This is a genomic window from uncultured Bradyrhizobium sp., from assembly GCF_936943645.1.
Taxonomy (GTDB): Bacteria; Pseudomonadota; Alphaproteobacteria; order Rhizobiales; family Xanthobacteraceae; genus Bradyrhizobium.
On the sequence record NZ_CAKZJO010000085.1, the window covers coordinates 1 to 25,459 of the forward strand.

Annotated in this window: 22 protein-coding genes; 11 read left to right on the forward strand and 11 right to left on the reverse strand. The window is 62.8% G+C overall.

What is annotated here, in order from left to right:
• The 7 genes from Q0743_RS24735 to Q0743_RS24765 form a co-directional block, all read right to left on the reverse strand.
• Positions 1–239: ATP-binding cassette domain-containing protein (locus tag Q0743_RS24735; protein WP_298244097.1), on the reverse strand; the 239-nt coding region annotated here is incomplete at its 3' end.
• Positions 232–1,014, reverse strand: coding sequence for an ABC transporter ATP-binding protein (locus Q0743_RS24740; RefSeq protein ID WP_298244098.1), 783 nt, complete (start codon positions 1,012–1,014; stop codon positions 232–234). The genes Q0743_RS24740 and Q0743_RS24735, both read right to left, overlap by 8 nt.
• Positions 1,007–2,089 (reverse strand): branched-chain amino acid ABC transporter permease, encoded by a 1,083-nt coding sequence (locus Q0743_RS24745; protein ID WP_298244099.1) that lies wholly within the window; start codon positions 2,087–2,089, stop codon positions 1,007–1,009. The genes Q0743_RS24740 and Q0743_RS24745 overlap by 8 nt, the downstream gene beginning before the upstream one ends.
• Position 2,090: 1 nt before the next feature.
• Complete coding sequence (locus tag Q0743_RS24750) at positions 2,091–3,101, reverse strand: branched-chain amino acid ABC transporter permease (RefSeq protein ID WP_298244100.1); 1,011 nt, start codon at positions 3,099–3,101, stop codon at positions 2,091–2,093.
• A gap of 189 nt (positions 3,102–3,290) precedes the next feature.
• Positions 3,291–4,118 carry an AraC family transcriptional regulator gene (locus tag Q0743_RS24755; protein ID WP_097659050.1) on the reverse strand — a complete coding sequence of 276 codons (828 nt, stop codon included), beginning with the start codon at positions 4,116–4,118 and terminating at the stop codon, positions 3,291–3,293.
• A gap of 126 nt (positions 4,119–4,244) precedes the next feature.
• Positions 4,245–5,495 carry an ABC transporter substrate-binding protein gene (locus Q0743_RS24760; RefSeq protein WP_298244101.1) on the reverse strand — a complete coding sequence of 417 codons (1,251 nt, stop codon included), beginning with the start codon at positions 5,493–5,495 and terminating at the stop codon, positions 4,245–4,247.
• A 206-nt stretch (positions 5,496–5,701) separates the two neighbouring features.
• Positions 5,702–6,460: an SDR family NAD(P)-dependent oxidoreductase gene (locus Q0743_RS24765; RefSeq protein ID WP_298244102.1), complete on the reverse strand. Its 759-nt coding sequence runs from the start codon at positions 6,458–6,460 to the stop codon at positions 5,702–5,704.
• 166 nt (positions 6,461–6,626) lie between these two features.
• Between Q0743_RS24765 and Q0743_RS24770 the strand changes: the two genes are divergently transcribed.
• Genes Q0743_RS24770 through Q0743_RS24795 form a run of 6 tightly spaced genes read left to right on the forward strand, consistent with a single transcriptional unit; the run spans position 6,627 to position 12,492 of the window.
• Positions 6,627–7,886, forward strand: coding sequence for an extracellular solute-binding protein (locus Q0743_RS24770; RefSeq protein ID WP_298244103.1), 1,260 nt, complete (start codon positions 6,627–6,629; stop codon positions 7,884–7,886).
• A 2-nt stretch (positions 7,887–7,888) separates the two neighbouring features.
• Entirely contained in the window at positions 7,889–8,830 is a 942-nt protein-coding gene (locus Q0743_RS24775; RefSeq protein ID WP_298244104.1) for a carbohydrate ABC transporter permease, read from the forward strand.
• On the forward strand, positions 8,823–9,671 hold the full coding sequence (locus Q0743_RS24780) for a carbohydrate ABC transporter permease (protein ID WP_298244105.1): 849 nt from the start codon (positions 8,823–8,825) through the stop codon (positions 9,669–9,671). The genes Q0743_RS24775 and Q0743_RS24780 overlap by 8 nt, the downstream gene beginning before the upstream one ends.
• A gap of 22 nt (positions 9,672–9,693) precedes the next feature.
• Positions 9,694–10,791 (forward strand): Gfo/Idh/MocA family oxidoreductase, encoded by a 1,098-nt coding sequence (locus tag Q0743_RS24785; RefSeq protein WP_298244106.1) that lies wholly within the window; start codon positions 9,694–9,696, stop codon positions 10,789–10,791.
• A gap of 10 nt (positions 10,792–10,801) precedes the next feature.
• The gene (locus Q0743_RS24790; RefSeq protein WP_298244107.1) at positions 10,802–11,446 is read left to right on the forward strand and encodes a ThuA domain-containing protein; all 645 of its coding nucleotides are present in this window, start codon (positions 10,802–10,804) and stop codon (positions 11,444–11,446) included.
• A complete protein-coding gene (locus Q0743_RS24795; protein WP_298244108.1) occupies positions 11,443–12,492 on the forward strand; it encodes a LacI family DNA-binding transcriptional regulator in 1,050 nt (349 codons plus the stop codon). Before Q0743_RS24790 ends, Q0743_RS24795 begins: the two co-directional genes overlap by 4 nt.
• Positions 12,493–12,561: 69 nt before the next feature.
• Here Q0743_RS24795 and Q0743_RS24800 read toward each other — a convergent pair whose 3' ends face one another.
• The 3 genes from Q0743_RS24800 to Q0743_RS24810 all read right to left on the reverse strand — a co-directional run bounded on the left by Q0743_RS24800 (position 12,562) and on the right by Q0743_RS24810 (position 16,569).
• A complete protein-coding gene (locus Q0743_RS24800) occupies positions 12,562–14,391 on the reverse strand; it encodes a carbamoyltransferase (RefSeq protein ID WP_298244109.1) in 1,830 nt (609 codons plus the stop codon).
• 155 nt (positions 14,392–14,546) lie between these two features.
• Complete coding sequence (locus tag Q0743_RS24805) at positions 14,547–14,972, reverse strand: hypothetical protein (protein WP_298244110.1); 426 nt, start codon at positions 14,970–14,972, stop codon at positions 14,547–14,549.
• A gap of 358 nt (positions 14,973–15,330) precedes the next feature.
• Positions 15,331–16,569, reverse strand: a complete 1,239-nt coding sequence (locus Q0743_RS24810; protein ID WP_298244111.1) for a glycosyltransferase — start codon at positions 16,567–16,569, stop codon at positions 15,331–15,333.
• 286 nt (positions 16,570–16,855) lie between these two features.
• On the opposite strand from Q0743_RS24810, the gene Q0743_RS24815 reads away from it, so the two are divergent.
• The 5 genes from Q0743_RS24815 to Q0743_RS24835 all read left to right on the forward strand — a co-directional run bounded on the left by Q0743_RS24815 (position 16,856) and on the right by Q0743_RS24835 (position 24,619).
• A complete protein-coding gene (locus Q0743_RS24815) occupies positions 16,856–18,169 on the forward strand; it encodes an O-antigen ligase (RefSeq protein ID WP_298244112.1) in 1,314 nt (437 codons plus the stop codon).
• An 80-nt stretch (positions 18,170–18,249) separates the two neighbouring features.
• Complete coding sequence (locus Q0743_RS24820; protein WP_298244113.1) at positions 18,250–19,194, forward strand: glycosyltransferase; 945 nt, start codon at positions 18,250–18,252, stop codon at positions 19,192–19,194.
• 3 nt (positions 19,195–19,197) lie between these two features.
• On the forward strand, positions 19,198–21,957 hold the full coding sequence (locus Q0743_RS24825) for a hypothetical protein (RefSeq protein WP_298244114.1): 2,760 nt from the start codon (positions 19,198–19,200) through the stop codon (positions 21,955–21,957).
• Between the two features lie 102 nt (positions 21,958–22,059).
• Positions 22,060–23,628 carry a hypothetical protein gene (locus tag Q0743_RS24830; RefSeq protein WP_298244115.1) on the forward strand — a complete coding sequence of 523 codons (1,569 nt, stop codon included), beginning with the start codon at positions 22,060–22,062 and terminating at the stop codon, positions 23,626–23,628.
• A 40-nt stretch (positions 23,629–23,668) separates the two neighbouring features.
• On the forward strand, positions 23,669–24,619 hold the full coding sequence (locus Q0743_RS24835) for a glycosyltransferase family A protein (protein ID WP_298244116.1): 951 nt from the start codon (positions 23,669–23,671) through the stop codon (positions 24,617–24,619).
• A gap of 62 nt (positions 24,620–24,681) precedes the next feature.
• Here Q0743_RS24835 and Q0743_RS24840 read toward each other — a convergent pair whose 3' ends face one another.
• Positions 24,682–25,458 carry a sulfotransferase family 2 domain-containing protein gene (locus tag Q0743_RS24840; RefSeq protein WP_298244117.1) on the reverse strand — a complete coding sequence of 259 codons (777 nt, stop codon included), beginning with the start codon at positions 25,456–25,458 and terminating at the stop codon, positions 24,682–24,684.
• Position 25,459: the final 1 nt, after the last annotated feature.

Sequence of the window (25,459 nt, forward strand, 5' to 3'; positions counted from 1 at the left end):
TGGGCCGGCGGCCGCCGCGTGACGTCCTGGCCGCGGACGCGGATCGAGCCGCCGCTGACGGCCACGAGGCCCATGATCGCCTTGCACAGCGTGGTCTTGCCCATGCCGTTGCGGCCGACGACGGAGAACACGCCGCTCTCCAGCGTGAGGTCGACGCCCTGCAGGGCGTGGGAGTGACCGTAGTAGACGTCGAGCCCGCGGACCTCGAGTGCTGCGCCGGCGCGGCGAACCTCATTCATGGCCGCCTCCGAGATAAAGCTCCTGCACCTCGGGGTCGGATTGGATCTCTTCGGGCAGGCCTTCCTTGAAGATGCGGCCGTTGTGCATCATCGTGACGCTCTCGACGACCCGCAGCGCCACGTCCATGTCGTGCTCGATGATGATGTAGCCGATATGCGCCGGCAGGGAGGTCAGGATCTCGATCAGCTCGGCGCGCTCGGTCGGCGACAGGCCCGCGGCCGGCTCGTCGAACAGCACGAAGCGCGGGGCGCCGGCGAGCGCCAGCGCGATCTCGAGCTGGCGCTGCTGGCCGTGCGCGAGCTCGGCCACGCGCTGGTCCTTCACGGCGGACAGATGCACGGCCTGGACGAGGTTGTCGGCCGCATGCATCAAGGCATCGTTCTGCCCCGGGCGCAGGAACGAGAAGCGCCCGCGCGAGACGCCGCGGCAGGCGAGATAGACATTGTCCTGCACGGTGAGGCCGGGGAACAGCGCCGAGATCTGGTAGGTCCGGCGCAAGCCCCGGCGGATGCGCTCATAGGGCGGGAAATGCGTGACGTCCTCGCCGAAGAAGCGGATGGTGCCGGAGGAGGGCGCGAAATCTCCGGTGATGCAGTTGAACAGCGTGGTCTTGCCGGCGCCGTTGGAGCCGAGCACGGCGCGGCGCTCGCCGGGGCGCACGGTGATGGTGACGTCGGTCAGCGCCGCGAGCGCGCCGAACAGCCGCGTCACGCCGCGCAGTTCCAGCGCGGCGCCGGCGCCGACGGCCGAGAGGCGTTGCGCGACGCTATCCATGGATGCGTCCTCCGCCCTGGCGACCGTCGCGGGAACGCTGGCTCTGACGCCAGCGCTGCCACAGGCCGATGACGCCGTCCGAGGACCAGAACACGATGGCGAGGAAGCCGAGCCCGATCAGCAGGCGGAAGCGGTTGCCGTCGAGGCCGAGCCTGACCAGGAAGTCGAGCGCAAAGGTGCGCAGCAACACGAAGATCAGCGCGCCGATGAAGGGACCGATCGGGCGCGTGATGCCGCCGACGACGGCGATGATCAGCACGTCGATGCAGGCGCCGACGCTGACCGAGCCCGGCGAGATCTGGCGGTAGTTCCAGACCTGGAGCACGCCGGCGAGCGCGGCGATGAAAGAGGCGAAGGCATAGGCGGCGACGCGATGCGCATTGACGTTGAAGCCGAGCGCGGCCATGCGGCGGGGATTGTCGCGCACGCCCTGGAGGGCAAGACCGAACGGCGCGCGTGAGAGATATTCGACGGCGAAGTAGCAGAGCGCGGCGACCGCGAGCACGACGTAATAGAAGGGAATGTCGGCGCGCCAGTTCACGCCCCAGAAGTGCGGCGTCGCCACGGTATTGATGCCGGTATGGCCGTTGAAGATCGCCCAGTTCTGATTGGTGAAATAATAGAAGGCAGCACCGATCGCGAGCGTGATCATGATGGTGTAGATGCCCTCGGTGCGCACCGCGAGCGCGCCGCCGAGCGTGCCGAAGGCGGTCGCCAGCGCCAGCGCCATGGGGACCGCGAGCCACCATGGCCAGCCCAGGCTGATATTGGCGTTGCCGCTGACGCCGAACACGGCGACCATGTAAGCCGAGAAGCCGGCGATGGTGAGCTGCATCAGGCTGACCATGCCGCCATAGCCGGCGAGGAACATCAGGCTGAGCGCCATGATGCCGAGGATCAGCGTGGTCGCGAAGATCTCGATCAGGAAGAATCCATTGGCGATCAGCGGCATCACCACGAGGATGGCCGCGACGATCCAGGCAGCGGGGTTGTTGAGCTCCGGCCATGTCCGCGCCGGGCGCTGTGCAGCGGCGGCGGGACGAGCGGCAAGGCGGGCATCGTGCGTGAGCGACATGTCAGCGCCTCGCCAGCAGGCCTTGCGGCCGGATCGCCAGCACCAGCACCATGATCAGGAAGGTCACGACGATGGCATAGGTCGGGATGTAGACCGAGCCGAGTTGCTCGGCGAGGCCGATGATCAGCGCGCCGAGCGCGGCGCCGGGGATCGAGCCCATGCCGCCCACGATCACGACGACGAGGGAGGCGAGCAGGAAGCGGATGTCCTCGCCGGGCGACAGCGACTGGAAGGTGCCGCCGACGACGCCGGCGATGCCCGCAAGCCCGGCGCCGAATGCGAACACGGCGACGAAGACGAGCTGGATGCGCACGCCGGTCGCGGCGAGGATATCGCGATCGTCGACGCCGGCACGAATGATCATGCCGATGCGGGTGCGGTTGAGCGCGAGCCACATCGCGACGCCGATAACCACGGACGCGGCGAAGATCACCAGCCGCACCATGGGATATCTGAGATAGACCGGCTCGCCCGAGGATTTCACCGCCGTGATCAGCGGCAGCTCCACGGGGCCGATCAGCCAGTTCGGGGTCTGGACCTGGTAGAAATCGCCGCCGCAGGCCCACAGCATGAGGTCGGCGAACACGATCGAAAGCCCGATCGTCACCATGGTCTGCCTGAGATCCTGTCCCTCCATCCGGCGGAACACGATCACCTGGAGCAGGACGCCCACCAGGGCGGTGAGGACGAAGGCGACGATGAAGCTGAGCAGCCAGGAGCCGGTCGCCGTGCTGATGGCATAGCCGACATAGCCGCCGAACAGATAGAGCGAGCCGTGCGCGAGATTGACGTTGCGCATCAGGCCGAAGATCAGCGTGAAGCCGCTGGCGACGAGGAAGTAGAGTCCCCCCAGTGTGATGCCGTTGAAGACGGCGTTGAGGAAGACGCGCTTGCGGCCGATGGCTTCTTCGAGGCCCGGCGGCCAGACCGCGAAGATCAGCCAGAGCGCGACGGCAATGGCGATGATGGCGATCAGCGCCCAGGCCGGATGGCGTTCGACAAAGCGGCTCATATGCGCGGCCTGCTCTTCACCTCTGCCCGCAAACGGGAGGAGGTGGCAGGCAGACCGTCACCGGCTGCTAGCCTCACCATGAACGCACGCTCCCGTCGGCTGCGACCCTCTATCGGGATCGCTTTGCCCGCATCCTAGCCGGGCTGCGAGGGCGACGTTTGATCGTGAGTATCTTTTCGTGGCCGGCGCTCAGGCGCGCAAAATCTTGGCCGCGCGACGATAATCGGTCGGGGCCATCCCGACATTGGCGGCGAAGAAGCGGGTGAAACCGCTCTGCGAGGAGAAGCCGAGATCGAATCCGATATCGGCGATCGGGGTCTCGCTTGCCACCAGGGCTTCGAGCGCCTGCTCCATGATCAGCGTGTTGAGATAGAGATTCGGCGTAACGCCGGTCTGGACGCGGAACAGCCGGTAGAAATGCGGCCGCGACAGGCCGGATTCTCGTGCGATGGTATCGAGCTCGATCTCGGCGCCGGGACTTTCCGACATCATCTTGATGCATTTGCGCACGCGAAAATCGGTGACGGAGCCGTTTGCGCGTGGATCGCGCGCGATCTCGGCCTGCTGCCAGCTTTCGTCGTAACAGATATCGATCAGTCTCCGCAGCTCGGAATCGAGGCTGGAGAGCGAGGGTGCGCCGCACACCAGCGCGGCGGTCCGCCTGATGTGCTTGTCGAGTGCCGGCGTGCGCTTGAACTGGGTGCGGCCGAAGCGCAGCCGGTGGGTGCCCGATGCATCGGGTGCGAACCATTCGGCATTGACGTAGAGCACGAAGAAGATCGCGCCGCCGTCCAGATCGGCAGGCAGGAAATTGTGCGGCTCCCAGGGATTGACCGCGACGACGGACGTCTCGGTGAGATCGTAGTGCCCCTCGGAGACGTCGATGCATGCGGGCATGCCGCCGACATGGAAGATCAGATGACCTTCACGATGGGCGTGGATATTGAAAGGGCGGTTCAACTGATAAACCGTCGCCCGACCGAAACGGCCGTGGAAGACGGCGAGCGCACGGCTCATGCCTTCCCCTCCCGAATGTTCTTGTCTTTTCGCTCAGCGTTCAACAATGCCGCCGAGATTGCAAGAGCGGAGAGCGACCGCGTCAGCGAGTCGCTCCCCAGGTTGCGTGTTGGCAGCCGCGATGCGTCAGTACTTCTTACATTCCGGTACGGTGCGGCTTGGCAGCCCGATCTTCGAGAACACGGCCGGATCGTAGCCGAGCGTCTGGTTCACGTTCGGGATCACCTTCACGACCTTGCTGAACAGCGCACCCTTGCCGTCATCGACGACTTCGGTGACGAAGTTGGTTCCAATTGCCTGGCGGTTGGAGTCGAGCTTGATCTTGCCGTTCGGCGCGTCGATCTCGATCTTGGCCAGTGCTTCCTTGAACTTCGCCTGGTTGTTGGAGAGATCGCCGTTGACCTGACGCAGGGCGAGGATCAGGGCCATGGTTGAATCATAGTAGTTGGTTGCGAGCAGCGACGGGCTCGGGAAGCGCTTGTTGGGCGGGAAGGCGTCCTGATAGGCCTTCACGAATTTCTGCCAGCCCGGATCCTCCCAGGTGTCAGCCTGGCCGCTCGCCGCGATGGTGCCGATGAGGGCGTTCTTGGCGTTGCCCTTGGACGACAGGATGGTCTGGTCGATCATGATGGAACCGCCCATCAGATGCGCCTTGCCACCCGCCTGCTGATACTGGTTGAGGAAGTTGACGGCATCCGCGCCGCCGAGGCCGAGATAGATCGCATCGACGTCGTCGGGCAGCGCGGCGATGACCGAGGCGAAATCCTTGGTGCCGAGCGGCACCCATTGCCGGTTGGTGACCTGTCCGCCGGCGCCGCAGAATTCGAGCACGAGGCCGAACACCTGCGTGTAGATGAACGAATAGTCCTCACCGACGGTCGCGATCTTGCGATACTTCTTCTCCTCATAGGCGTATTTGCCGAGGCCGACCTGCCACTGCGCGCCGTCCATGTTGTAGCGGAAGAAGTTCGGGGCGGGATCGACATAGGTGGTTTCCTGCGCGCCCGAGGCTGCATTGATGAAGGTCAGCTCGGGATGGGTCTTGGCGAAGTTCTTCACCGCAATGCCCTCGTCGCCGGAGAGCGGCGAGAGCAGGATCTGCACCTTGTCCTGCTCGATCAGCTTGCGCACCGCGCGCACCGCCGAATCCGGCGTCGCGTCGGTCGAGGCGACGATGAATTCGAGCTCCTTGTCGCCGATCTTCTTGCCGAGCACGTTGAGCGCCGTCTGGTGGCCGCGCATGCCGTCCTCGCCGAGAACGGTGTAGGTGCCTTCGAGCGTCGCGGTCACGCCCACCTTGATCTTTTCCTGGGCGATCGCGGCGCTTGAAAGAAACAGGCTGCTCAGCGCGAGCAGTCCGATGCTGCATTTCGACATTGTGCTCCTCCCTGTGTCGTCGATTGTTGCCGCGCCAAAACCGGCGCGACGCCGCTGGCTCTCGAACGGGCCGCGGCTTTGCAGGGAAGCTAGCCGAACTCGGATGCGGTGCACGCGTGGACGCCTCGTCCGGCTTGACGGGCAGTCTCATTTTTGAATGTTGCGGCGCAAGTGGTTTCGCGGTGCAGCAGGCGAAGGATCACATGTCACACCCAGCCGCCATCGACGATGTAGTGTTGGGCCGTGCAGGCGGACGCTTCGTCGGAGGCGAGAAAGACGGTGAATTTCGCGACCTCGTCGGGGACGAGCTTGCGCTTCAGGCATTGCCTCTGCATCAACTCGATCTCGCCCTGCGGCGTCATCCATTTCTCGAGCTGCCGCTCGGTCATGATCCAGCCCGGCGCGATTGCGTTCACGCGGATGTTGTAGGGGCCGTAGTCGCGCGCCAGGGAACGCGTGAGGCCGATCACGCCTGATTTGCTGGCGGTGTAGGCGGCCATGCCGCCTTGCCCGGCGATCCACGACACGGAGCCGAAATTGACGATTGCGCCGGCATTCGCGGCCTTCATGTCGGGCAAGACGGCTTGCGCGGCGAAGAACTGGTGCTTCAGGTTCACCGCAATGCGGTCGTCCCAATATTCCGGCGTCATCTCCTCGGTCGCGTGCCGTTCATCATGCGCGGCATTGTTGACGAGGATGTTGATTGCGCCGTGCGCCTTGCGCGCCTGTGCGATGCCGGCGCGCAGGGCTGCGATGTCGGTGAGGTCGACGCGCTGGAAATGCGCGCCGAGCCCCTGATCGGACAATTCGCGCGCAAGGCGCTGGCCGTCGTCGGCCTTGATGTCGAAGAACACGACCTTGCTCTTCTGCTGCGCGAAGCGTCGCACGATCGCAGCACCAATGCCCGATGCGCCACCGGTGACGAGAACGACCTTGCCGGCGAGGTCAGAATAAAGGGCAGCCATGGACACCTCTCGACTTGCTTGCGGGCGGTGCGAAGCGCCGTCCGTGTTCTTCGCAAAGCTTAGTCATTTCCGGCGTGAGGGTCATAGATCAGAATTTTAGTTGCGTACCTCAAAAATTGAAGGCAGGATTGCAGCCAAAGAATAGAAGCCGGTCGGGAGGAATGTGATGAGGCTGCTCGGGAAGCTGGGACTCGCCGTTGCCGCATGCCTGCTCGGGGCCAATTGGGCCGCTGCCGACACCACTGTGAAATGGCTCCACATCGAGGCCAATCCGGCCCAGGTGAAGATCTGGGAGGAGGTTGCGCGCAGCTATGAGGCGTCGCATCCCGGCGTGAAGGTCGAGATGCAGTTCCTCGAGAACGAGGCCTACAAGGCCAAGCTGCCGACCATCCTGCAATCCAAGGACCGGCCGAACATCATCTACAGCTGGGCCGGCGGCGTCCTGAAGACGCAGATCGAGGCCGGCGTGCTCGACGACATCACCGATCAGGTGAAGGGCTATAGCGACAGCCTGACGCCGGCGGCACTCGCGGCCTTCACCAGCAATGGCAAGGTTTACGGCCTGCCGACCGCGCTGTCGCAGGTCGGCTTCCTCTGCAACAGGGAGCTGATGGCCAAAGCGAAGGTCGATCCGGCCGCGATCAAGACCTGGGACGATCTGCTCGCCGCAGTGAAGACGCTGAAGGGGGCCGGCGTGACGCCGATCGTGGTCGGCGGCGCCGACAAATGGCCGCTGCATTTTTACTGGACGCATCTTGCCGTGCGCATTGGTGGCAAGGGTGCGTTCGACGCCGCGCTGCGCGGCGAGAACGGCGGCTTCGCCGGCGAGACCTTCCAGAAATCGGGCGAGCTGTTCAAGCAGCTCGTCGATCTCCAGCCGTTCCAGAACGGCTTCCTCGGTTTCAAGAATCCGCAGGCTGTCGGCTATTTCGGTGACGGCAAGGCGGCGATGACGCTTGCGATCAGCACGGTCTATCATCTGCAGCGCGCGCTTGCTGCCGACAAGGTCGGATTGAGCGAAGACAAGATCTGCTGGTTCGACTTCCCGGTCGTGCCGGGCGGCAAGGGTGCGCCGACGGATACGCTCGGCGGCATCACCGGCTGGCTGATCACCAAGGGCTCGCCGAAGGAGGCCGTCGATTTCCTGAAATACTTCGTCTCCAAGGATGTGCAGACGCGTCTTGCCGCCGGCAATTTCATCATCCCGGTGGTGCAGGGGGCGGATGCCGGCCTGAACAATTCCTTCATGAAGCTGATCGCGGCCAATCTGGCGAAGTCGAACTATCACCAGAATTTCTATGACCAGAGCCTTGGTCCATCGGTCGGCCGCGTCGTCAACGACGTCACCGCCGAGATCGCCGGCGGCAGCATGAACCCGCAGGATGCGGCGAAGGCGATCGAAGCGGCGTGGAAGCAGGGTAACTGACGGTGGGACGGCGGATCGCGATGGTGTCGGCGATCGACGTTGCCGGCGAGACGCCCTCGCAGGCCGCGGTCCGAGGCCCGCGGTGGGACGGGCGCTTCACGGTCCTGATCCTGTTCCTGCCGCCGGCACTGCTGTTGTTCACGCTGTTCGTGGTGGTGCCGATCGGCGAAGCCGCCTGGTATTCGGCCTTCAACTGGAACGGCTTCGGCAAGCCGACCAACTGGATCGGCCTGGACAATTACCGTTTCGTGCTGGAGACGCGCGCATTCTGGCTCGCCTTGCGCAACAACGGCCTGATCATCGCAGTTTCGCTCGCGATCCAGCTGCCGCTTGCGCTCGCTTTGGCGCTGACGCTCGCGGAGCGCTTTCGTGGCGCGGTGGCGCTGCGCATGCTGTTCTTCATGCCCTATATCCTGGCCGAGATCGCGACCGGGCTGATCTTCTCGTTCGTCTATGACGGCGATTATGGCCTGGTCGCTTCGATCTGGCGCACCTTCGGCGCCGAGCCGCCGCATCTGCTGGCCTCGACCGACACCGCGATGCTGGCGGTGCTGATCGTCATCGTCTGGAAATATTTCGGCTTTCACATGATGCTGTTCATCGCGGCTCTGCAGAGCCTCGACAAGAGCCTGGTCGAAGCCGCCCGCATCGACGGTGCGACGCGGACGCAGACCCTGCGTCACGTCGTCGTCCCCTTGCTCTATCCGACCATCCGTCTCTCGGTGTTCTTCGCCATCATCGGCTCGCTGCAGCTATTCGACCTGGTGATGCCGTTGACGCGCGGAGGACCTGCGGATTCCTCCAACACGATGGTGAGCTTCCTCTACAACAACGGCATCTCCCGGATGAGGGTCGGCTATGGCAGCGCCATCGGCGTCATTCTGTTCATGATCTGCGTAACCTTTGCCTTCACCTACAAGCAATGGTTCATGCGCGATGAGTAGCACCGGGACCTCTCGCGCTCCGTTCGATCCGGCGGCCGTGTTCAAGGCGCTGTTCCTCGCGGCCGTCGCCGTCTTCGTGCTTGTGCCGCTGCTGGCGACCGTGCTCGGCGGCTTCAAAACGCTCGGGGAGTTGCGCGTCAACCCGTTCGGCCTGCCGCAGCACTGGGAGTGGCAGAATTACGCGGACATCCTGTTCTCCGCGCGCTACTGGCAGCTGCTGCGCAACTCGCTGGTCATCTCGACCCTGGCGGTGACGTTGACCCTGATCGTGGCCTCGATGGCGGCGTTCGCCTTCGCCCATGTCAGGTTCTACGGCTCATCGATGCTGCTGAGCTATTTGACGCTCGGCCTGCTGTTTCCCGCCGCGACCGCGGTGCTGCCGCTCTTCATCAAGGTGCGCGATCTCGGGCTGCTTGATACCTATTTTGGCGTGGCGCTGCCGCAGGTGGCCTTCAGCCTCGCGATGAGCTTGCTGCTGCTGCGGCGGTTCTTCAAGGACATTCCGTATGAACTGCTTGAGGCGGCCCTGGTGGACGGCTGCAGCTACATCAAGTTCTTCCGCTACGTGACGCTGCCGCTGTCGCGGCCGATCCTGGCGACCGTCGGGACCATCACCTTCGTCAACAGCTGGAACGCCTATCTGTTGCCGCTGGTGATGCTCAACACCGATGCGCTCTATCCCTGGCCGCTCGGCATCATGGTGTATCAGGGCGAATACTCGTCCGAATGGCACCTGATCCTGGCTTTCATCACGCTGACCATCCTGCCAACGATCATCCTCTTCCTTCTGGCCCAGAAGCATATCGTCGCCGGTCTTACCGCAGGCGCGGTCAAGGGATGAGCGGACCCTTACGGAGATCACAATGAGAAAAGTGGGTATCGGAATCATCGGCTGCGGTGTCATCAGCACCGCCTATCTGAAGGCGGCGCAACGCTTCCCGGTCATGGAGGTCCGGGCGCTCGCCGACATGCGCAGCGACGTCGCCGAGCGCCAGGGCGCCGCCTTCGGGCTGCCGGCGATGCGGGTGGATCAGCTGCTCAAGCGCGATGATGTGGAGATCGTCGTCAACCTCACGGTGCCGCTGGCTCACACCGATGTCAGCCTAGCGGTGCTGAATGCCGGAAAACACGTCCATTCCGAGAAGCCGCTCGGCATCAACGTTGGCGAGGCGCGCAAGGTCATGGAGCTCGCCGCCCAGAAGAATTTGCGCGTCGGCTGCGCGCCCGACACGTTCCTCGGCGGCGGCCATCAGACCGCACGCAAGCTGATCGACGATGGTGCGATCGGCATGCCTGTCGCCGGCAGTGCGTTCTTCGGCTGCCCCGGCCACGAGCGCTGGCATCCGGCACCCGGCTTCTACTACCTGCGTGGCGGCGGGCCGATGCTCGACATGGGGCCGTACTACATCACCGATCTGGTGCAACTGCTCGGCCCGGTCGCGAGCGTGATGGGTTCGACCGCGCGGCCGCGATCCGAGCGCCTGGTCACCAGCCAGCCGATGAACGGCTCACTGATCCCCGTCGAAGTCTCGACCCATGTCGCGGGCACCCTCGAATTCGAAAGCGGGGCGGTGGTCTCGATCACGATGAGCTTTGACGTGCCGAAGCACCGGCACGCGCCGATCGAGATCTATGGCGACAAGGGCAGCATGTTGGTGCCGGACCCGAACCGCTTCGGCGGCGAGGTGCAGGTCGCCAGGACCGGCGGCGAGTGGGAGACGGTGCCGCTCACGCACGGTCACGTCGAGGGTGAGTTCCGTTCTATCGGCGTTGCCGACATGGCATCTGCGATCCTCGCTAACCGGCCGCATCGCGCCAGCGGCGCGCTGGCGTTCCATGTGCTGGAGGTGATGGAGGCGTTCCAGACCTCCGCCGACGAAGGGCGGCGCGTCAGAATCGAGAGCCGCGCCGAGCGGCCGGCAATGCTGCCCACGGGGTGCGAAACCGGACAGATCGACTGAGGACATGACCATGCGCAAGGCAATGATTGTTTGGGGCGGCTGGCCGGGTCACGATCCTGATCTCTGTGCGTCGATGATCCGCGGCTGGTTGAAGGCCGAGGGCTTCGACGTCCGGATCGAGACCACGACGGCCGCGTTCGCCGATCCGGCGATCCACGATCTGTCGCTGATCATCCCGATCTACACCATGTCGAAGATCGAGAAGCCAGAGGCGCTCAATCTCTGTGCGGCGGTCCGCAGCGGGGTCGGGCTCGCCGGCCACCACGGCGGAATGTGCGATGCGTTCCGCGATTCGGTCGACTATCAGTTCCTGTGCGGCGGGCAATGGGTTGCCCATCCCGGCAACATCATCGACTACAAGGTTGACTTGACGAAGCCCGATGACCCCATCATGAAGGGTCTCAAGAGTTTCGAGCATCGTTCCGAGCAATACTATATGCATGTCGACCCCGCCAACGAGGTGTTGGCAACGACGACCTTCACCGGCGAGCATGCGCCCTGGATCGAGGGCGTGGTCATGCCCGTGGTGTGGAAGAAGCGTTATGGCGAGGGCAGGGTATTCTATTCCTCGCTCGGCCACCGCGCCTACGAGCTCGATGTGCCCGAGATCCGGACGCTGATGATCCGCGGCATGCTGTGGGCGGCGCGCGAATGACAGCCGGCGCGGCCCAGCCGGTCGTTCGTGCCACGCTCGAGGATGTCGCACGGGCGGCGGGCGTTTCGCTCGCGACCGTGGACCGGGTCGTCAACCGGCGCGACGGTGTGCGCGCCAAGACGGTCGCCCGTGTCGAGGCTGCGGTGGCGAAACTCGGCTATCGCGCCGATGTGGCGGCGGCGCGGCTCGCGCGGGGACAGAGTTTTCGCTTTGCTTTCGTGCTGCCGAGCGGCAGCAACAGCTTCATGACCAACTTGACCGAGCAGGTCCAGCGCACCGCGGAGTGGCTGGCGGGTCAGCGCGGCTTCATCGACATCCTTCATGTCGACGTGTTCGATCCGGACGTGCTCGCCGGAGCGCTGGAGACTCTGTCGCCGGCCTATCAGGGCGTCGCCGTCATCGCGCTCGATCATCCCAGGGTGCGCGCCGCGATCGACGAGCTCGCCTCGCGTGGGGTCGCGGTGGTCACCCTGGTCTCGGACGCGCCGAGCGCGCGCCGTCTCCATTACGTCGGCATAGACAATCCGGCCGCGGGCCGGACTGCGGCGACGCTGATGGGACGTTTCCTCGGAGGCCACGAGGGCACGGTCGCGGTGATCGCGGGATCGCTGTCGCTGCGCGACCACACCGAGCGGCAGTATGGCTTCCACCAGATCCTCTCCAGCGAGTATCCGAAGCTGCGCGCGCTTCCGGTGCTCGAGGGCCGGGATGACAGTGACCGCACGCGCGAGCTGACAGCCGCGCTGCTGGCACGCCACGCCGATCTCCGCGGCATCTATTGTTGCGGTGCCGGAAACCGCGGCATCGCCGATGCGCTCGAAGCCTCGGGTCGCGCACGCGAGGTGGTCTGGATCACCCATGAGCTGACCCAGCACACGCGACGCTTCCTGGTCCGCGGCACGCTCGATGCGATCATCAACCAGGATGCCGGCCACGAAGCGCGTTCAGCGGCGCGTGTCCTGCTGGCGCATTGTTCGGGCGAGCCCATCAGCCCGGACCAGGAGCGTATCCGCATCGACATTTTTCTGCGCGACAATCTGCCGTAGGCAACCGCCGGACGCCAAGACCTCCGTGCGGCTTGCTGCATCGCTGGCGCAGCGCCGCATGGGGGCGGCTCAGTCGAGCGTGAAGGCCGAACTGTAGTCGCGCTTGAGTGCGGGGTCCTGCTGTTCTTTTCTCAGGATGCAGTTGCCGACCACCAGCATGTCGAGCTCGTTGCCCATGAAGCAGCGGAAGGCATCCTCCGGCGTGCAGACGATCGGTTCGCCGCGAACGTTGAAGCTGGTGTTGACCAGCACCGGGCAACCCGTGAGCGCCTTGAAACGCGACAGCAGACGATGGAAGCGCGGATTGGTGTCGGCGCTCACCGTCTGGACACGGGCGGAATAGTCGATATGCGTCACGGCGGGGATGGTCGAGCGCACCACGTTGAGCTTGTCGATGCCGAACATGGCCTGCTCGCCCGCGCTCATCATGTGACGCCGGTCGCTCCTGAGGCCGGCAACCAGGAGCATGTACGGACTGTCGCCATCGAGCTCGAACCAGTCCGCAACGTCCTCCCGCGTCACCGCCGGAGCGAAGGGGCGGAAGCTCTCGCGAAACTTCACCTTGAGATTGAGGTTCTTCTGCATGGCGGGCGAGCGGGGATCACCCAGGATCGAACGTGCGCCGAGTGAACGCGGGCCGAATTCCATCCTGCCCTGAAACCAGCCAATCGCGAGCTGGTCGGCCAGGGCCGCCGCCGTCGTCTCGATCATTGCATCTTCGTCGAGGACATCGAAGCGAGCTCCGGCGGCGCCCAGTCGCCGCTCGATCGCCTCTTGCGAGAATTCAGGTCCCAGAAAGGCGCCGGACATGCCGTCGCCAGCCACGGCTTGGCGCGGTTGCTGTCTGAACTGATGGTAGGCCGCGAGTGCGGCCCCAACCGCACCGCCGGCGTCGCCAGCGGCCGGCTGAATCCAGATCGAATCGAATTTGCCGTCCTGCAACACCTTGCCGTTGGCGACGCAATTGAGCGCGACGCCACCCGCAAGACATAGATTGCGCGCCCCTGTCTGAGCCGCAAGGCTGCGGGTCAAGCGAAGGACCGCCTCCTCGAGGACGGCCTGGATGGAGGCTGCGATATCCATGTGGAAAGGCGTGAGCAGTTGGTCCGGGCTGCGAACCGGCTGGCCAAACAACTTCGCGAAGCGGTCATTGGTCATCGTCAGCCCGGTGCAATAATCGAAATACGACATGTCGAGACGAAACGAACCGTCCGTCTTGAGATCGATCAGCGAGTCCAGGATGAGCTGCGCGTATTTTGGTTCGCCATAGGGGGCAAGGCCCATCAGCTTGTATTCGCCGGAATTGACCTTGAATCCGGTGTAGTATGTGAAGGCCGAGTACAGCAGGCCCAGCGAGTGCGGAAAATGGATCTCCTGGAAGATCTCGAGGCGGTTGCCGTCCCCCAATGCCGCTGAGGTCGTTGCCCATTCGCCCACACCGTCCATCGTGAGCACGGCCGCCTTCTCGAACGGGGACGGGAAAAACGCACTCGCCGCGTGGCTCAGATGATGTTCGGTGAACAGGAGCCGGTCGAGGGCAAAATCAGCGTCGAACTCGGCGAGATGTTTCCGCAGCAGGCTCTTCTGAAACAGTTTCTCCTTGAGCCAGAGCGGCAGGGCCATCTGGAAGGATCGGAAACCGCGCGGCGCGAAAGCGACATAGGTTTCGAGCAGCCGTTCAAACTTGAGGAAAGGCTTATCGTAGAAGGCGACGTGATCGATGTCGGAGAGCTTCGCTCCGACGGCCTCCAGACAGTACGCGATGGCATGGTGCGGAAACGATGCGTCGTGCTTCTTGCGGGTGAAGCGTTCCTCTTGCGCCGCCGCAATCACGCGACCGTCTTCGATCAGAGCGGCGGCACTGTCGTGATAGAAGGCCGAGATGCCGAGAACCCGCATGTCTTAAGGCAGCGCGTTGGCGAGTGGCGCGGCCGCAAATCCCTCTGCAAGGATGGTCGGGCTGGCGAACGGGACGATGAGGGCAGAGGGCGGCAACAGCCCGATCCTTCTCCACGGGGTGGGGTATCGCGAGATGGCGCGGATCAAGCCGATCATCAGAACTGATTCCGCATGGTTTCGGGCGCAGGGCCGGGTGGGCGGCGAATCCAATAGCTCTCGCTGCTTTCGTCGCGCTTCAGCCGCAACGCATCCTTGCCGATCCAGCGCATGACGAGCCCGGTCGGCAGGATCGTGCCGAAGAAGATCAGACCCATCAGAACGGGGTTGGCAATCTTGTGCAGCAGCAGCCCGAGCTTCGTCCAGGCGCGGTTGAGTGGATTGAGCGCAGCGGGACGGATAGCGGCAACGATCGCGAACATCGCTGCAAGAGCGAACGTCCATGGCCACAGGCGGCCAGAATGCCAGGCGTTGAAGCAGGTGAGGAGCGCGAGCGCAGCAGCCATCACCCATCCAAAGGTCCGGTCGGAGCCAACAACCACTTGCTCCTCTCGGGTGAAAAGCTCGTGAGTGTTTTGCTCCACTCTCACTCCAAGCCCAGGTCGGAAGCCAGAAAATGATGGTGCGTTGCGGCAGTCATCTCGTTCGGCTCGGCTTCGCTTCAGACGTTTCTGATTGTGCACGATGTGAATGCCATCGCAACGTGCGGCGAGTCAATTCGGCCGAAGGCAAATCCTGTTCACGCCGGCGGCTACCAAGTGCTTTGTCAGACCGTCGGCCAGATGCTGCGCGGCCAGCCAACGTCGGCTGTTTTGGGAGGCTCTAAGTCGTTGATATTACTATGGTGGTCTACTGTGCATGGGGTTGTTTTGCAGAAAATGGAGTGGCCGGGGGGCTGATGGCTCCCCCAATGGATACGTCGAGGCCGCCTGCATCGCCCGATCAACCCGACGACGGTGACGCAGGTACGCCCAGGAGTTCCGTGAAGCGCTCGGCAACCGCAGCCTGATCGAAGTGTCGTGAGCGGAAGTGCTGATAGGCCGCCCGTTTGTGCTCCGCCAGCAGGTCGGGACTTTCGAGATATCCGACGAGGGCGGCTGACAGCTCCCGTTCCATGTCGTCGTCCGACGTCGCTGTCAGGATTCGCCCGGTAACGCCATCTTCCACCGCTTCGCAGCACCCGGGGTGGTTAGAGGCGATCGACGGGAGGCCGGTTGCCGCAGCCTCGATCAGGATGCGGGGGATTCCCTCGCCATAGCGTGTCGGCAGGCAAACGATATCGCATTGCCGGAGCAGGTTCGGCATGTCGCTGACATAGCCGAGGAAACGGATTTCCGTCATGTGTTCGAGATCTCGGTGCGGTATCGCGTCGGGATCGCTATCCTCGGGAACGCCGGCGACAACGAACTCTACGTCGCCCCGATGGGCCAGATCATGGGCCACCTTCAGAAAAGTGCTCAAGCCTTTCGACTTCAGGAGCCGAGACGCAAACAGGACCTTCACCACGCGATGAGGACGTGGGGCCTCCAGCGGGTAGAAGAGGTCGGGGTTCACGCCAGCGCCTTCGATGAGTGATGAATTCCCCTCATTGGCGATGCCCCTGTCCGCCCAAAATTCGCAATCGTATCTCGTCTCGAAAGTGAAATGCACGTAGTCCCGCCGTGACAATATTCGAAATGCCAGAAGCGTAAGCGTCCGTGCGATCGGGTAGCGCCGCTGGCCCGGGACCTTTGGCGACATCATCCGGCCCAAACCGGGCAGCGTGATCAGAACTCGTTTGGGGTACGCACGCAGAAAGTGCGAGACGATCGACACAAGTCCGGAGAAAATGGCAGGCTTGAGCGTGAGGAGATGCGCGGCGTGCGGCTTGAACGCGTGGATCGTCCGTGCCGTCCGGATCATCAGCCTCGTATCGCCGATGGGATCGAACTTGAAGCGCTCGATCGGCACATGGATGTATTTCCAGCCCTGAATGCTGTCCGCGGGAATAGGATAGCCGCCGGCGATCACCGTCACATCGACGCCGATGGACGCAAGATGGCTGACGACCGACAGCCGATGGCGCAGAAAGTAGGCGCTGTCGTTGCAGATGACGAGGACCCGATATCCGGACCCGTGATATTGGCGGCTCTCGACCTTTGAGGGCAGGTTTCCCTGACGCTCAGAATTCCGCCCGGTCATTTGTCCACTCTGGATCATGTTGCCTTTCGGGGCCTTCCTCCCGAAGGGTGGACGGTTCCTCGACAAACCGCTACCCAAATATCGGCGTTCACTGAAAAAATGACGCGTCCGACCTCGTCAAAGGGCTGGAAACGTGTTCTTGATAGCGTCCAGCGCACGGTTGTCATGAGGAAGAAGTTCAATCGGGCGCCGAAAGCGCTGTCTGTCAGCCCTATGGAACCGGTACATCAGTCCCCGAAATCCTGCGCGACGGTCGAACGTGGCTGATGCCGGGCGTCGCATATCGATGGTTTCGAACTGGGGCGCCCTTGTCTCGAAGTTCGGCCGGGCCGTACGGCCTCTCGAGGCCAATCTCCTCGTGGTTCTCGCGGCAGTGGCCTTGCCCTGGTCCACGAGCGCCGTCGCGATATTGTTCGGATTCTGGCTGCTGTCGCTGGTCCGCCTGCTTCCGACCTTCGATTACCGTGCGTTCCTGCGCTTGCTCGCAGATCCGATATGCCTGTGGCCGCTCGCTTTGGTCTTCGTGGCGCTGGTTGGAATGCTGTGGGCGGACATTCCATGGCAGGAACGGCTTCAGGGCTTCAGTCCCGTCGCCAAGCTGCTGGCCCTTCCGCTCCTGCTCTACCATTTTTCGCTCTGGCAGCGGAGCGCCTGGGTCTTCATCGGGTTTCTCGCCTCCTGTACGATCCTGATGGGGCTATCCTGGATGGTGTGGTTCGTGCCGGAGCTGGCGCTGGCATCGGGCAGAAGCCCCGGCGTGCCCGTGAAGAATTATATCGACCAGAGCCAGGAATTCGCGCTGTGCATGGTGGCGCTGACGCCGCTTGCTTTCGCTTTCTATGAGCAACGCAGATATGTCCCGGCGCTGGCCTGCGCGGCCCTGGTGGGCGGCTTCTTTGCCAATATGGCGTTCGTGGTGTCGGCCCGCGCGGCTCTGATCTATGTCCCCGTGCTGCTGGGGGTGTTGGCCTTCACGCATCTTGATCGTCGGGCGACGGCACAGCTGTTCGCCGGGCTTGTCGTGCTGGCCGCCGCGGTGTGGTTCACGTCGCCCTATCTGCAGGGCCGGGTCGCAGCGTTTGCGGTCGAATATCGCGATTACCAGCAAAATATTGCCGCATCGACCGGCAGGAGGCTCGAATATTGGCAAAAGTCGCTCGGCTTCTTTGCGGATGCGCCGCTCATCGGTCACGGAACCGGCTCGACCCGACATTTGTTCGAGCAGGCTGCGGTCGGACAAGCCGGGCTCGCCGCGGAAGTCACCAAAAACCCGCACAATCAGACGCTCAGCGTCGCGGTCCAATGGGGGATCGTTGGAATAGCGGCGCTGTATGCGATGTGGGCGGCGCATCTGCTGCTATTCCGCGGCCAAGGCCTGGCCAACTGGATCGGACTATTGGTCGTCGTCCAAAATCTGGTGAGCTCGCTTTTCAACGCTCATCTGTTCGATTTTGTCGAGGGTTGGATGTATGTGCTGGGTGTGGGAGTTGCGGGGGGCATGAAGCTTCGCGCGCAGCGAGGCAGCGGCGGACTTCAGGGCTCGTCTGCTGACGATCCACGGGCAGCTTGCGCCGACGCGCCCGGCCATTCGCGGCTTTGAAACCGTTCGCAGTTCGTTTAATGAGAACAGGTGCCCTGGTTCGGCAACTTGCAAGGGTGGGATCTGGTCGCGGAAGTTGAATGAGAGTTTCGATCATTACGTTGACCATTGATTCGTCGGACTATGTCGATGAAGCTATTGGCAGCGTCGAGCATGAGGGGTCTTGCGAACTCGAGCATATCGTGGTCCACGACGGTACCGAGGGCTTTACCCGGCGTCTCGCGCAGAAATATCCGCACATCAGATTCGTCAGAGGAAGCGGGGCCGGTGCCACGGCGGCGGTGGCGCTCGGGGTCGAGGCGTCGACCGGCGATTTCATCCTGCTTGTTCATAGTGACGACCGAATTCGTCCGGGCGTGCTTGCCCGGCTGGCCAGCCAGGCCGCCGCTCGGCCTGACGTGAAGATCTGGACCGGTGGCGCGCAGATGTTCTGCACGCTCCCGGACGGCGAGGAACTCGTCGTGCGCCGGATGGTCGGCGAGGACATGACCCGGCTCTCGCTCGAGAACATCTGCGATGATATGCCTCTGCTGTCGGCGCGGTTCTGCCATCGCTCGGTATTCACCCAGATCGGCAATTTCGATCCGTTGTTTTCGGAAAGCAGTGATCGCGAGTTCTTGCTGCGGGCGGTCATTGCCGGGGTGCCGGAAGGATCGCTCGACGTTGTCGTGTCTGAAATGAGAGTGCACGATGAATCGCGCACCATGCACTTTCGCAAGGACTCGACGCCCCCCTACCTGGAAGAGCATGTGCGCATCGCCGACCAATGGCTGGCCCGCAAGGACAGCTCCGACCAGGTCCGGCGCTTCCTGCGAAACTGGCGGGCGCGCGAGATGGTGAGGTTCATCGTCTATCAGTGCCGCGGCCGGCATTGGAGAGACGCAATACGGGCATTTTTTCGCGAGGAATCGGCCGACCCCTTGTGGATTATTCGCGCCTTGAGCATCGTGGAGGCGCGCCGGCTCCGGCACAGGCTCTACAACGCGAAGGCAGTCGACCGCCTCCGCCTGACCGAAACGAAGTGAGGCATGAGCTCCCGAAAGATCGCCCCGGAATTCTCCTTCCGCTTCACCGCTGAAGACATTCGCCATAGCTACGGTTCGGCGGACAACGCGTTCGCGCGCGGCGACTTCCTGAACGTCGCGCAGATTGCGCACGGGAATCCGGAGCTGCGCGGGTGTGCGCTGATCCTCGGCGGCCTGCTCGAGCAGGGCCTTGCGCTGCTCGATGGCCTGACGACCGTCGGCGACCGGGCGCGGCTGTGCAGGGCACTCGCGTTCTGGTCGCTGAAGCGGGATGCGGAAGCGGATGCGGAGTTGGCGAAGGTCGGCAGCGAGGAGTTCATGCCGGCAGCCACCGCCTTCCGGTCCCTGATCAAGCGCGACGATGTGACCATCTTCGTGCCCGGCGCGATCCTGTCCGTATTTCCGGAGCATTACTCCGAGAGCTTCATTGCGCCGGTCTACAAATACGGCTCGATCACGGTCAAGTATGTCGGAAGTCAGCTTGCCAGCAACGCCTATGATTATTCGCCGACGGACTCGTTCAGCGAATTCATCGACAGCCTGCCGGACGGCGAGCGGCCGGATCTGATCTTTTCATTGAGCCCGCAATGGCTGGTGGCAAAGGACTTCCACAAGGTCACCGTTCCCAAGGTGATCTGGTGTCACGACTCCGACGCCTTCCAGTACCGCAACGCGGACAACTATGCGCTCTACGACGTCGCGATCTGCAACTGTTCGCAGGAACATTTTGAGCTCAGCCAGGGGACACCAGGTCTCTATTGTGCGGCCAACATGTTGTTGCACCCGATCGCAACGCCGTTTCCCGAGGCGTCGCCCCATCGCGAAAAGCTCGTCGACATCATCTTCACCGGCTCGGCGCTGGCGCCATTCCATTCCGAGAAGCCGCGATTCCTGTTCAACCTTTCCGGCCTGGCTCCGCGCTACAAGGTCAAGGTGATCGAAGGGCATATGCCGGAGAAGGACTATTTCGAGGTCGTCTCGCACGCCAAATTCCTCCCCATCGTCAATCGCTACGCCGGTTCGCCGTCGCCGCGATGGCGAGATGCGCTGTCCAACGGTGCGTTTCTGTTGTTTCCGGAAGGGTCTTTCTACGACGAGATCGCACCCGGCTGCTATTCGTTCCGCGCGGAGACCATGACGGCGGACATCGCGGCGCATCTCGATCGCTGCGCGGCCGGCCACCCCGACTACGAATTTGCAACCGTCGTACCCGTGGTGAACGAGCGCTTCGCGATCCATCGCGAGCCGCGCGAGGAAAGCTACCAGCGGCTGCTGAAATATGCGCTGTTCATGGGTCTGGTTTGGCCCCACGCGACGCCGGTGCCCAAACGGCAGCGCCAGCGGCGGCTGGTATGGCTGACGCCGGCGGTCGATTGCGGATGCTTCGGTACCGACAACGTCCGCGAGCAGATCGCCAATTTCTGTGACAAGATAGGGCCGGACGATCTGTCCGACGAGGTGGACTACAATAACGCGGCGCATTTGCATGCCCAGGCGGTCTTCACGTTCCACGAAAACAGAAGCGCCGGGAAATGGGCCGCACGGGCCGATCAATATTTCAGGGAAGGGTTGGCGCGCTTTCCAAATTCGCTGCTGCTGCTGTTTAACGAAGCGCATTGGAGCTTTTTCAAGCCCGGCGCGGATTTTCGGGCGGCGGAAAAGAAGTTCTTCGATATCATCGACCGGGACGAGGAACTCGTCTTCGATCCGCGCGGCGCGGACGTTGCGTTTGCCTATACGCTGCACGGCAACGACGAAGTGTTTCCCTGCTACGAATATGCCGACGTTGCGACCAGCGAACTGGTGCTGGAGAATACACCGGAGCTTCGTGATCGAAAGCAGCTGCGTTACAGCACGCGCGATATGATCCTCGCCGCGTGTCATGGCTATGTCGGCTGGGCGAGGCTCAAGCGCAACGACCATGAAGGCGGCGTCTCATGGCTGCGGCGCGGCACGGAGCTCTATCCGCAGGGGCTGCCGACGTTGCGTCTCTATTTCGATGCCCTGCTTCGGCTGGCTGCGAAGGCTTCGAAGCTTCCGCCAATGCTTGCGTCGGATCTGGCCGAGGCCTTCATCGCGGTCGCGAACGTCAATCCGTCGATCCTGCTGACGCATGTCTACACCATCGTTCCGATGCTTGCCGAGAACGGCGAGCGCCAGGCGGCGAGGGAGGTGCTGGCGGGCTGGCACCAGCTCTCCAACATCGTCCATAAGCTCCGGGTCGACGACGAGGCGCATCAACTGGCTTTGTACGGGTTGCTCTGGAACCATCACTCCCTGTTGCCCAGGTCGCTACTGGATCGGATCGATGAGGCGCTCTGGGACAGGGAATCCGTGCAGGATCTGACGCAGCTCGAACGGCGGATGCTCGAAGTTGCGCGGATCAACGAATCCCCCGAAAGAAGGCGAAAATGGTGGTCCCTCCGGTCTGCGAAGGCCCAGGCAGACGACCAGATCGCCCGCCTGCTGGCCGAGAGCGGTTACGGGCAGGAGCGCGTGCTATGGTCCAGCATCGTGCGCGCGATGAAGATCTGGCTGAATGCTCCGGCCGACGTGCGATGGATCTACCTCAAGAAGGCCGTGCGCCTCGGGTTGCGCGGCGACGTCAAGCAGGCGCTGGTCCGTACCCAGAGATGGTCGGCAGTCAGCAAATGGTCCAAGGGCGAAGGCTTGAACGCGCTTCCGCGGCCCCGCGGGAGCAGGATCTCCTCGTTGCGGATGTGGCTGATGCGGCTGGGCAGGGGACCTGTGCGGCGTGAGTGATCGGCTCGCGCCGATTTTCAGGTGATTTCGGAAGGTACGGGGATTGCTCTGGGGGCGGTCGTCGCTCAGGATCAAGGCTGTGACGATGTGAGGAGTGGCTAGATGGGGCGTGGCGTTCGACTCCTGATGAAGGTTCCGGCCGTACGGCGCGTGATGGTGAGGCTGTGGAATGTCGAAGAGGCGGTTGCGAAGCTGCAGACTGCACTCAATGCGCACGAGTCGAAGCTCGATGCGCACCAGGCGGAGGTCAGTGCACTCGAAGCTCGTCAAGGGCAATTCATCGCCGAGCAGCCCAATCAGCAGGAGGAGCGGCTCGCGCAGCTGAGTGACGCAGTTCAGATCCAACGACAACAGATCGAATGGTTGCTCCAGAACCAGCAGGCGGAAATCAACGAGCTGATGGCGCAGCAGGCTCAGCCGGCCGTGCGTGAGGCGGCTCTATCCATACAAGCTCAGATCGACGGGCTGATCGCGCAGATCAACCGGTTGATCGCCGATAGCGAAAGGCACAGCGCCGGGTTGGCCGAGGTCTCGCAGCATTTGCCTCCCGCGCACCGCATGAACCTGGAGGCAACTCTCCACGGACAGCAGCTTCAGCTCGGAGCGTTGAATTCCACGATCACAGCGCAGCAGATGCAGCTTGCGGCGCTCAACGACATCGTCCGCCAGATGACGGCGGTGCGGGCGAGCCCGCCGTCTGCCGTTGTCAATGCCGCGGAGCCAAGTCGGAGCGAACAGCCGCCGCGCCCCGCTGTCAAACCCTACACGTTCGAGCAATTGTTGAATCGGGAGGTGGAGAGCCTCGGATTGGATCTGGCCTTCAACATTCATATTCCGAAGGCTGCAGGCAATACCGTCAACGCCCTGTTCCGGCAATTGGGCTTTATTCCCGTGCCGCTCGATATGAATACCAACGAGTTCTTTTCCACCGTGCGGGAGGATCGCTGGTTCGAAGGATATGCCGCGCCGCCGCCGCGCGACGCTTACTTGATGACGGGGCATATGCGCCTCGATCAACCGATGTTCCGCCGGCTTTGGATGCCGCATATGATCGTATCGGTGTTGCGCGATCCCGTCGAACGCATGCTGTCCAACTACAATTTCACGCTGCGCAGGCCCGCCAATCCCTGGCACGACGAGGTGGTCAACAAGGGCATGTCGTTCGTGGAGTATTCGTCCAGAATGCTCGACGCGATCGGACCGCAATACAGCTTCTTCGATGAAACGGGCAAAGGCGTATTCGCTCGTACCGGCAATGCGCCTGTGGAGGAATGCCTGGCCAATCTGCTGACGAAGGTCAGCTTCTATGGATTGAGCGAACGCTTCGACGAGTTTGCTGCGCTGACCGGCTACCTGCTCGGCCGTGCAAAGATATTGGCGGTCGCTCCGGCCAACGTCACGAGTGAGATCGAGGATTTGACCGGGCTTCCGCTGAAGACGGCGCTGACGGAGGAGGAACGGGACGGTTTGGGAACCCTGATGAAGGACGATATCTGGTTCTATCAGGAGGCGGTCAAGGAATACGACAGGCGCGTGGCCGACCCGCGATTGCAGGCCGTGTTCTCCGACGTGTTGCCCCTGATCAAATCGAGCCGCGAGGCAATGGGAAAGATTTTGGTGCTGCGGGATCCGGCAGATTCCAGCCGTCGCGCATTTCAACGGGTAAGATGATCATTCGAACCTTGACGGCGTTGAATGTGGATACGCGGGCGTGCCCAAGCCAAGACTAACCATCGTTATTCCGATCAGGAATCGGCAGGTGCTTGGAGAACGGGCGCTGAGGAGCGCCGCGGCCGAGGCGGTTCCGCAAAGCGAGATCATCATTGTCGATGATGCCTCGGAGCCACCCTTCCAGATTCCGGCGGACCTTCGCACGAATGAATCGATAAAGCTGGTTCGCCATCCCGATAATCGAGGAGCGAGCTCGGCGAGAAATACCGGCGTTGCCTCGGCCGGCGCGGACTGGATCGCGTTTCTCGACTCGGACGATTATTGGCTCCCGGCGACCCTGGCGCCGCGGCTGGAGATCGCCGAGGCTGGTTTCGCCATCGATCGGAATCCGCTGGTGGTCCATGCCGCCGGCTTCATCCTGGAAAGCTCGATCACGAAGCGGCTGGAAACGCGCATCCCCCGCGAAAGTGCAGATCCCCTGGACTTCGCGAGCGGTTGTTGGTTCGCCCCTGGATCGACGCTCCTGGTGCGCAGGGAGGCGTTCGATTCGGTCGGTCCCTATGATGTCGGATTGCGCCGCCTCGAGGATCTGGACTGGTTTCTGCGACTGGCACTTGGAGGCGGGGCTTTGAAGGTCTGGGAGAAGCCGGCCGCGGTGATCGGCTTCGAGTCCCATTTTGCCGAGGTTCTTCTGACGCGGGCGGTCGCGCATTTGAGCCGGAAGTATCTGACGGAGCAGGGCCGGGATCATCTCTCCGGAAAGCTGGCACGTCGCTTCAGGGCGTATATGGACATTGAACGTGCGGCATGCTGCTCGAACCAAAAGCGATGGTTCGGCGTGTTGTTCTATCTCGGGCGGTCATTTTTCGAGGTCCCTCGAACGACGCTGCATCTTGAGGCGTTTTGGCGATTTGAAGCGCCACCGATTGACATGGAGCCGGCCGGTGGTGTCGGCGTGCGCGTCGAGCGCGACTCTCCTGCCAGCAGTTAGCGTGGTCTTCTGGCCGAGCGCGCGATCTGTCGGCCTTCGCTTGGCGCGCTGGACTTATCCGGCTATGTGTAGAATTTGGTCCACGCGTGCTGGGCGATGAATGGGGGGAAGTGGGCCTTCCTGCGCTCGTAGAGCGCGACAGCTTCCTCATAGAACGCGACGTCTTCGGCCAAAATAGCTCTCAGTTCCGAGACGTCTTCACTGTTCACCTTGGCTGCGTCGAGCGACGTTCTGTTCAAGGATTTGTAGACCCAGGTTTGAAAGCCGAGCAGTGACGAAAGTGCCGTGGTAAATTCGTCGAACGTCGACGAAAGGCCGAAGAGCGACACCTCATGCTCCAGTCGCCGGACGGCATCGCTGACGGAACCATTCGGCGCGAAGACGCCGAACTGGGTCCCGATCGCTCCCGCGAACTTGTGGTGATAATCGAGGACGGACATGCCCTCTTCATTGATGGTTCTCTGGAATACGCCCGGTTGCGTCGAGTTGAAGCGATAGTGTGAAATCACGCGCTCGACCGGATCGCGCAGGACCGCGACGGTCACGAAGCGGCCGGGAATCAGGCCGAATATTTCATTGTCCAGATCGATATGACCGGTGAAGAAGGTTGGCCGGACGCGATCATCCTCTGATCGAGGTGGACCGGCGAGGGTAATGAGTTCTTCCCTGGTGTAGCGAGGAATGAAATCGGCGCCGCGCGAAGAAACGCGCATCTTGTAATTCTTCATCAGAAGCCCGTTCAGCGTCGAGCCGGCAGATTTCTGGACATGGACGTGAACAAGCGGCGGAGCCAACGGCTCGCGCCGATTCAGCAGATCGTCGAAACTGTAGACGCTCATG

Bases quoted from the DNA above. Each gene is read 5' to 3' on its own strand.
- Q0743_RS24745 (WP_298244099.1), bottom strand. From the start codon at position 2,089: ATGTCGCTCACGCACGATGCCCGCCTTGCCGCTCGTCCCGCCGCCGCT.
- Q0743_RS24760 (WP_298244101.1), bottom strand. From the start codon at position 5,495: ATGTCGAAATGCAGCATCGGACTGCTCGCGCTGAGCAGCCTGTTTCTT.
- Q0743_RS24810 (WP_298244111.1), bottom strand. From the start codon at position 16,569: ATGACCGGGCGGAATTCTGAGCGTCAGGGAAACCTGCCCTCAAAGGTC.
- Q0743_RS24800 (WP_298244109.1), bottom strand. From the start codon at position 14,391: ATGCGGGTTCTCGGCATCTCGGCCTTCTATCACGACAGTGCCGCCGCT.
- Q0743_RS24795 (WP_298244108.1), top strand. From the start codon at position 11,443: ATGACAGCCGGCGCGGCCCAGCCGGTCGTTCGTGCCACGCTCGAGGAT.
- Q0743_RS24820 (WP_298244113.1), top strand. From the start codon at position 18,250: ATGAGAGTTTCGATCATTACGTTGACCATTGATTCGTCGGACTATGTC.
- Q0743_RS24755 (WP_097659050.1), bottom strand. From the start codon at position 4,118: ATGAGCCGTGCGCTCGCCGTCTTCCACGGCCGTTTCGGTCGGGCGACG.
- Q0743_RS24740 (WP_298244098.1), bottom strand. From the start codon at position 1,014: ATGGATAGCGTCGCGCAACGCCTCTCGGCCGTCGGCGCCGGCGCCGCG.
- Q0743_RS24815 (WP_298244112.1), top strand. From the start codon at position 16,856: ATGGTTTCGAACTGGGGCGCCCTTGTCTCGAAGTTCGGCCGGGCCGTA.
- Q0743_RS24785 (WP_298244106.1), top strand. From the start codon at position 9,694: ATGAGAAAAGTGGGTATCGGAATCATCGGCTGCGGTGTCATCAGCACC.
- Q0743_RS24825 (WP_298244114.1), top strand. From the start codon at position 19,198: ATGAGCTCCCGAAAGATCGCCCCGGAATTCTCCTTCCGCTTCACCGCT.
- Q0743_RS24830 (WP_298244115.1), top strand. From the start codon at position 22,060: ATGGGGCGTGGCGTTCGACTCCTGATGAAGGTTCCGGCCGTACGGCGC.
- Q0743_RS24750 (WP_298244100.1), bottom strand. From the start codon at position 3,101: ATGAGCCGCTTTGTCGAACGCCATCCGGCCTGGGCGCTGATCGCCATC.
- Q0743_RS24765 (WP_298244102.1), bottom strand. From the start codon at position 6,460: ATGGCTGCCCTTTATTCTGACCTCGCCGGCAAGGTCGTTCTCGTCACC.
- Q0743_RS24780 (WP_298244105.1), top strand. From the start codon at position 8,823: ATGAGTAGCACCGGGACCTCTCGCGCTCCGTTCGATCCGGCGGCCGTG.
- Q0743_RS24770 (WP_298244103.1), top strand. From the start codon at position 6,627: ATGAGGCTGCTCGGGAAGCTGGGACTCGCCGTTGCCGCATGCCTGCTC.
- Q0743_RS24790 (WP_298244107.1), top strand. From the start codon at position 10,802: ATGCGCAAGGCAATGATTGTTTGGGGCGGCTGGCCGGGTCACGATCCT.
- Q0743_RS24840 (WP_298244117.1), bottom strand. From the start codon at position 25,458: ATGAGCGTCTACAGTTTCGACGATCTGCTGAATCGGCGCGAGCCGTTG.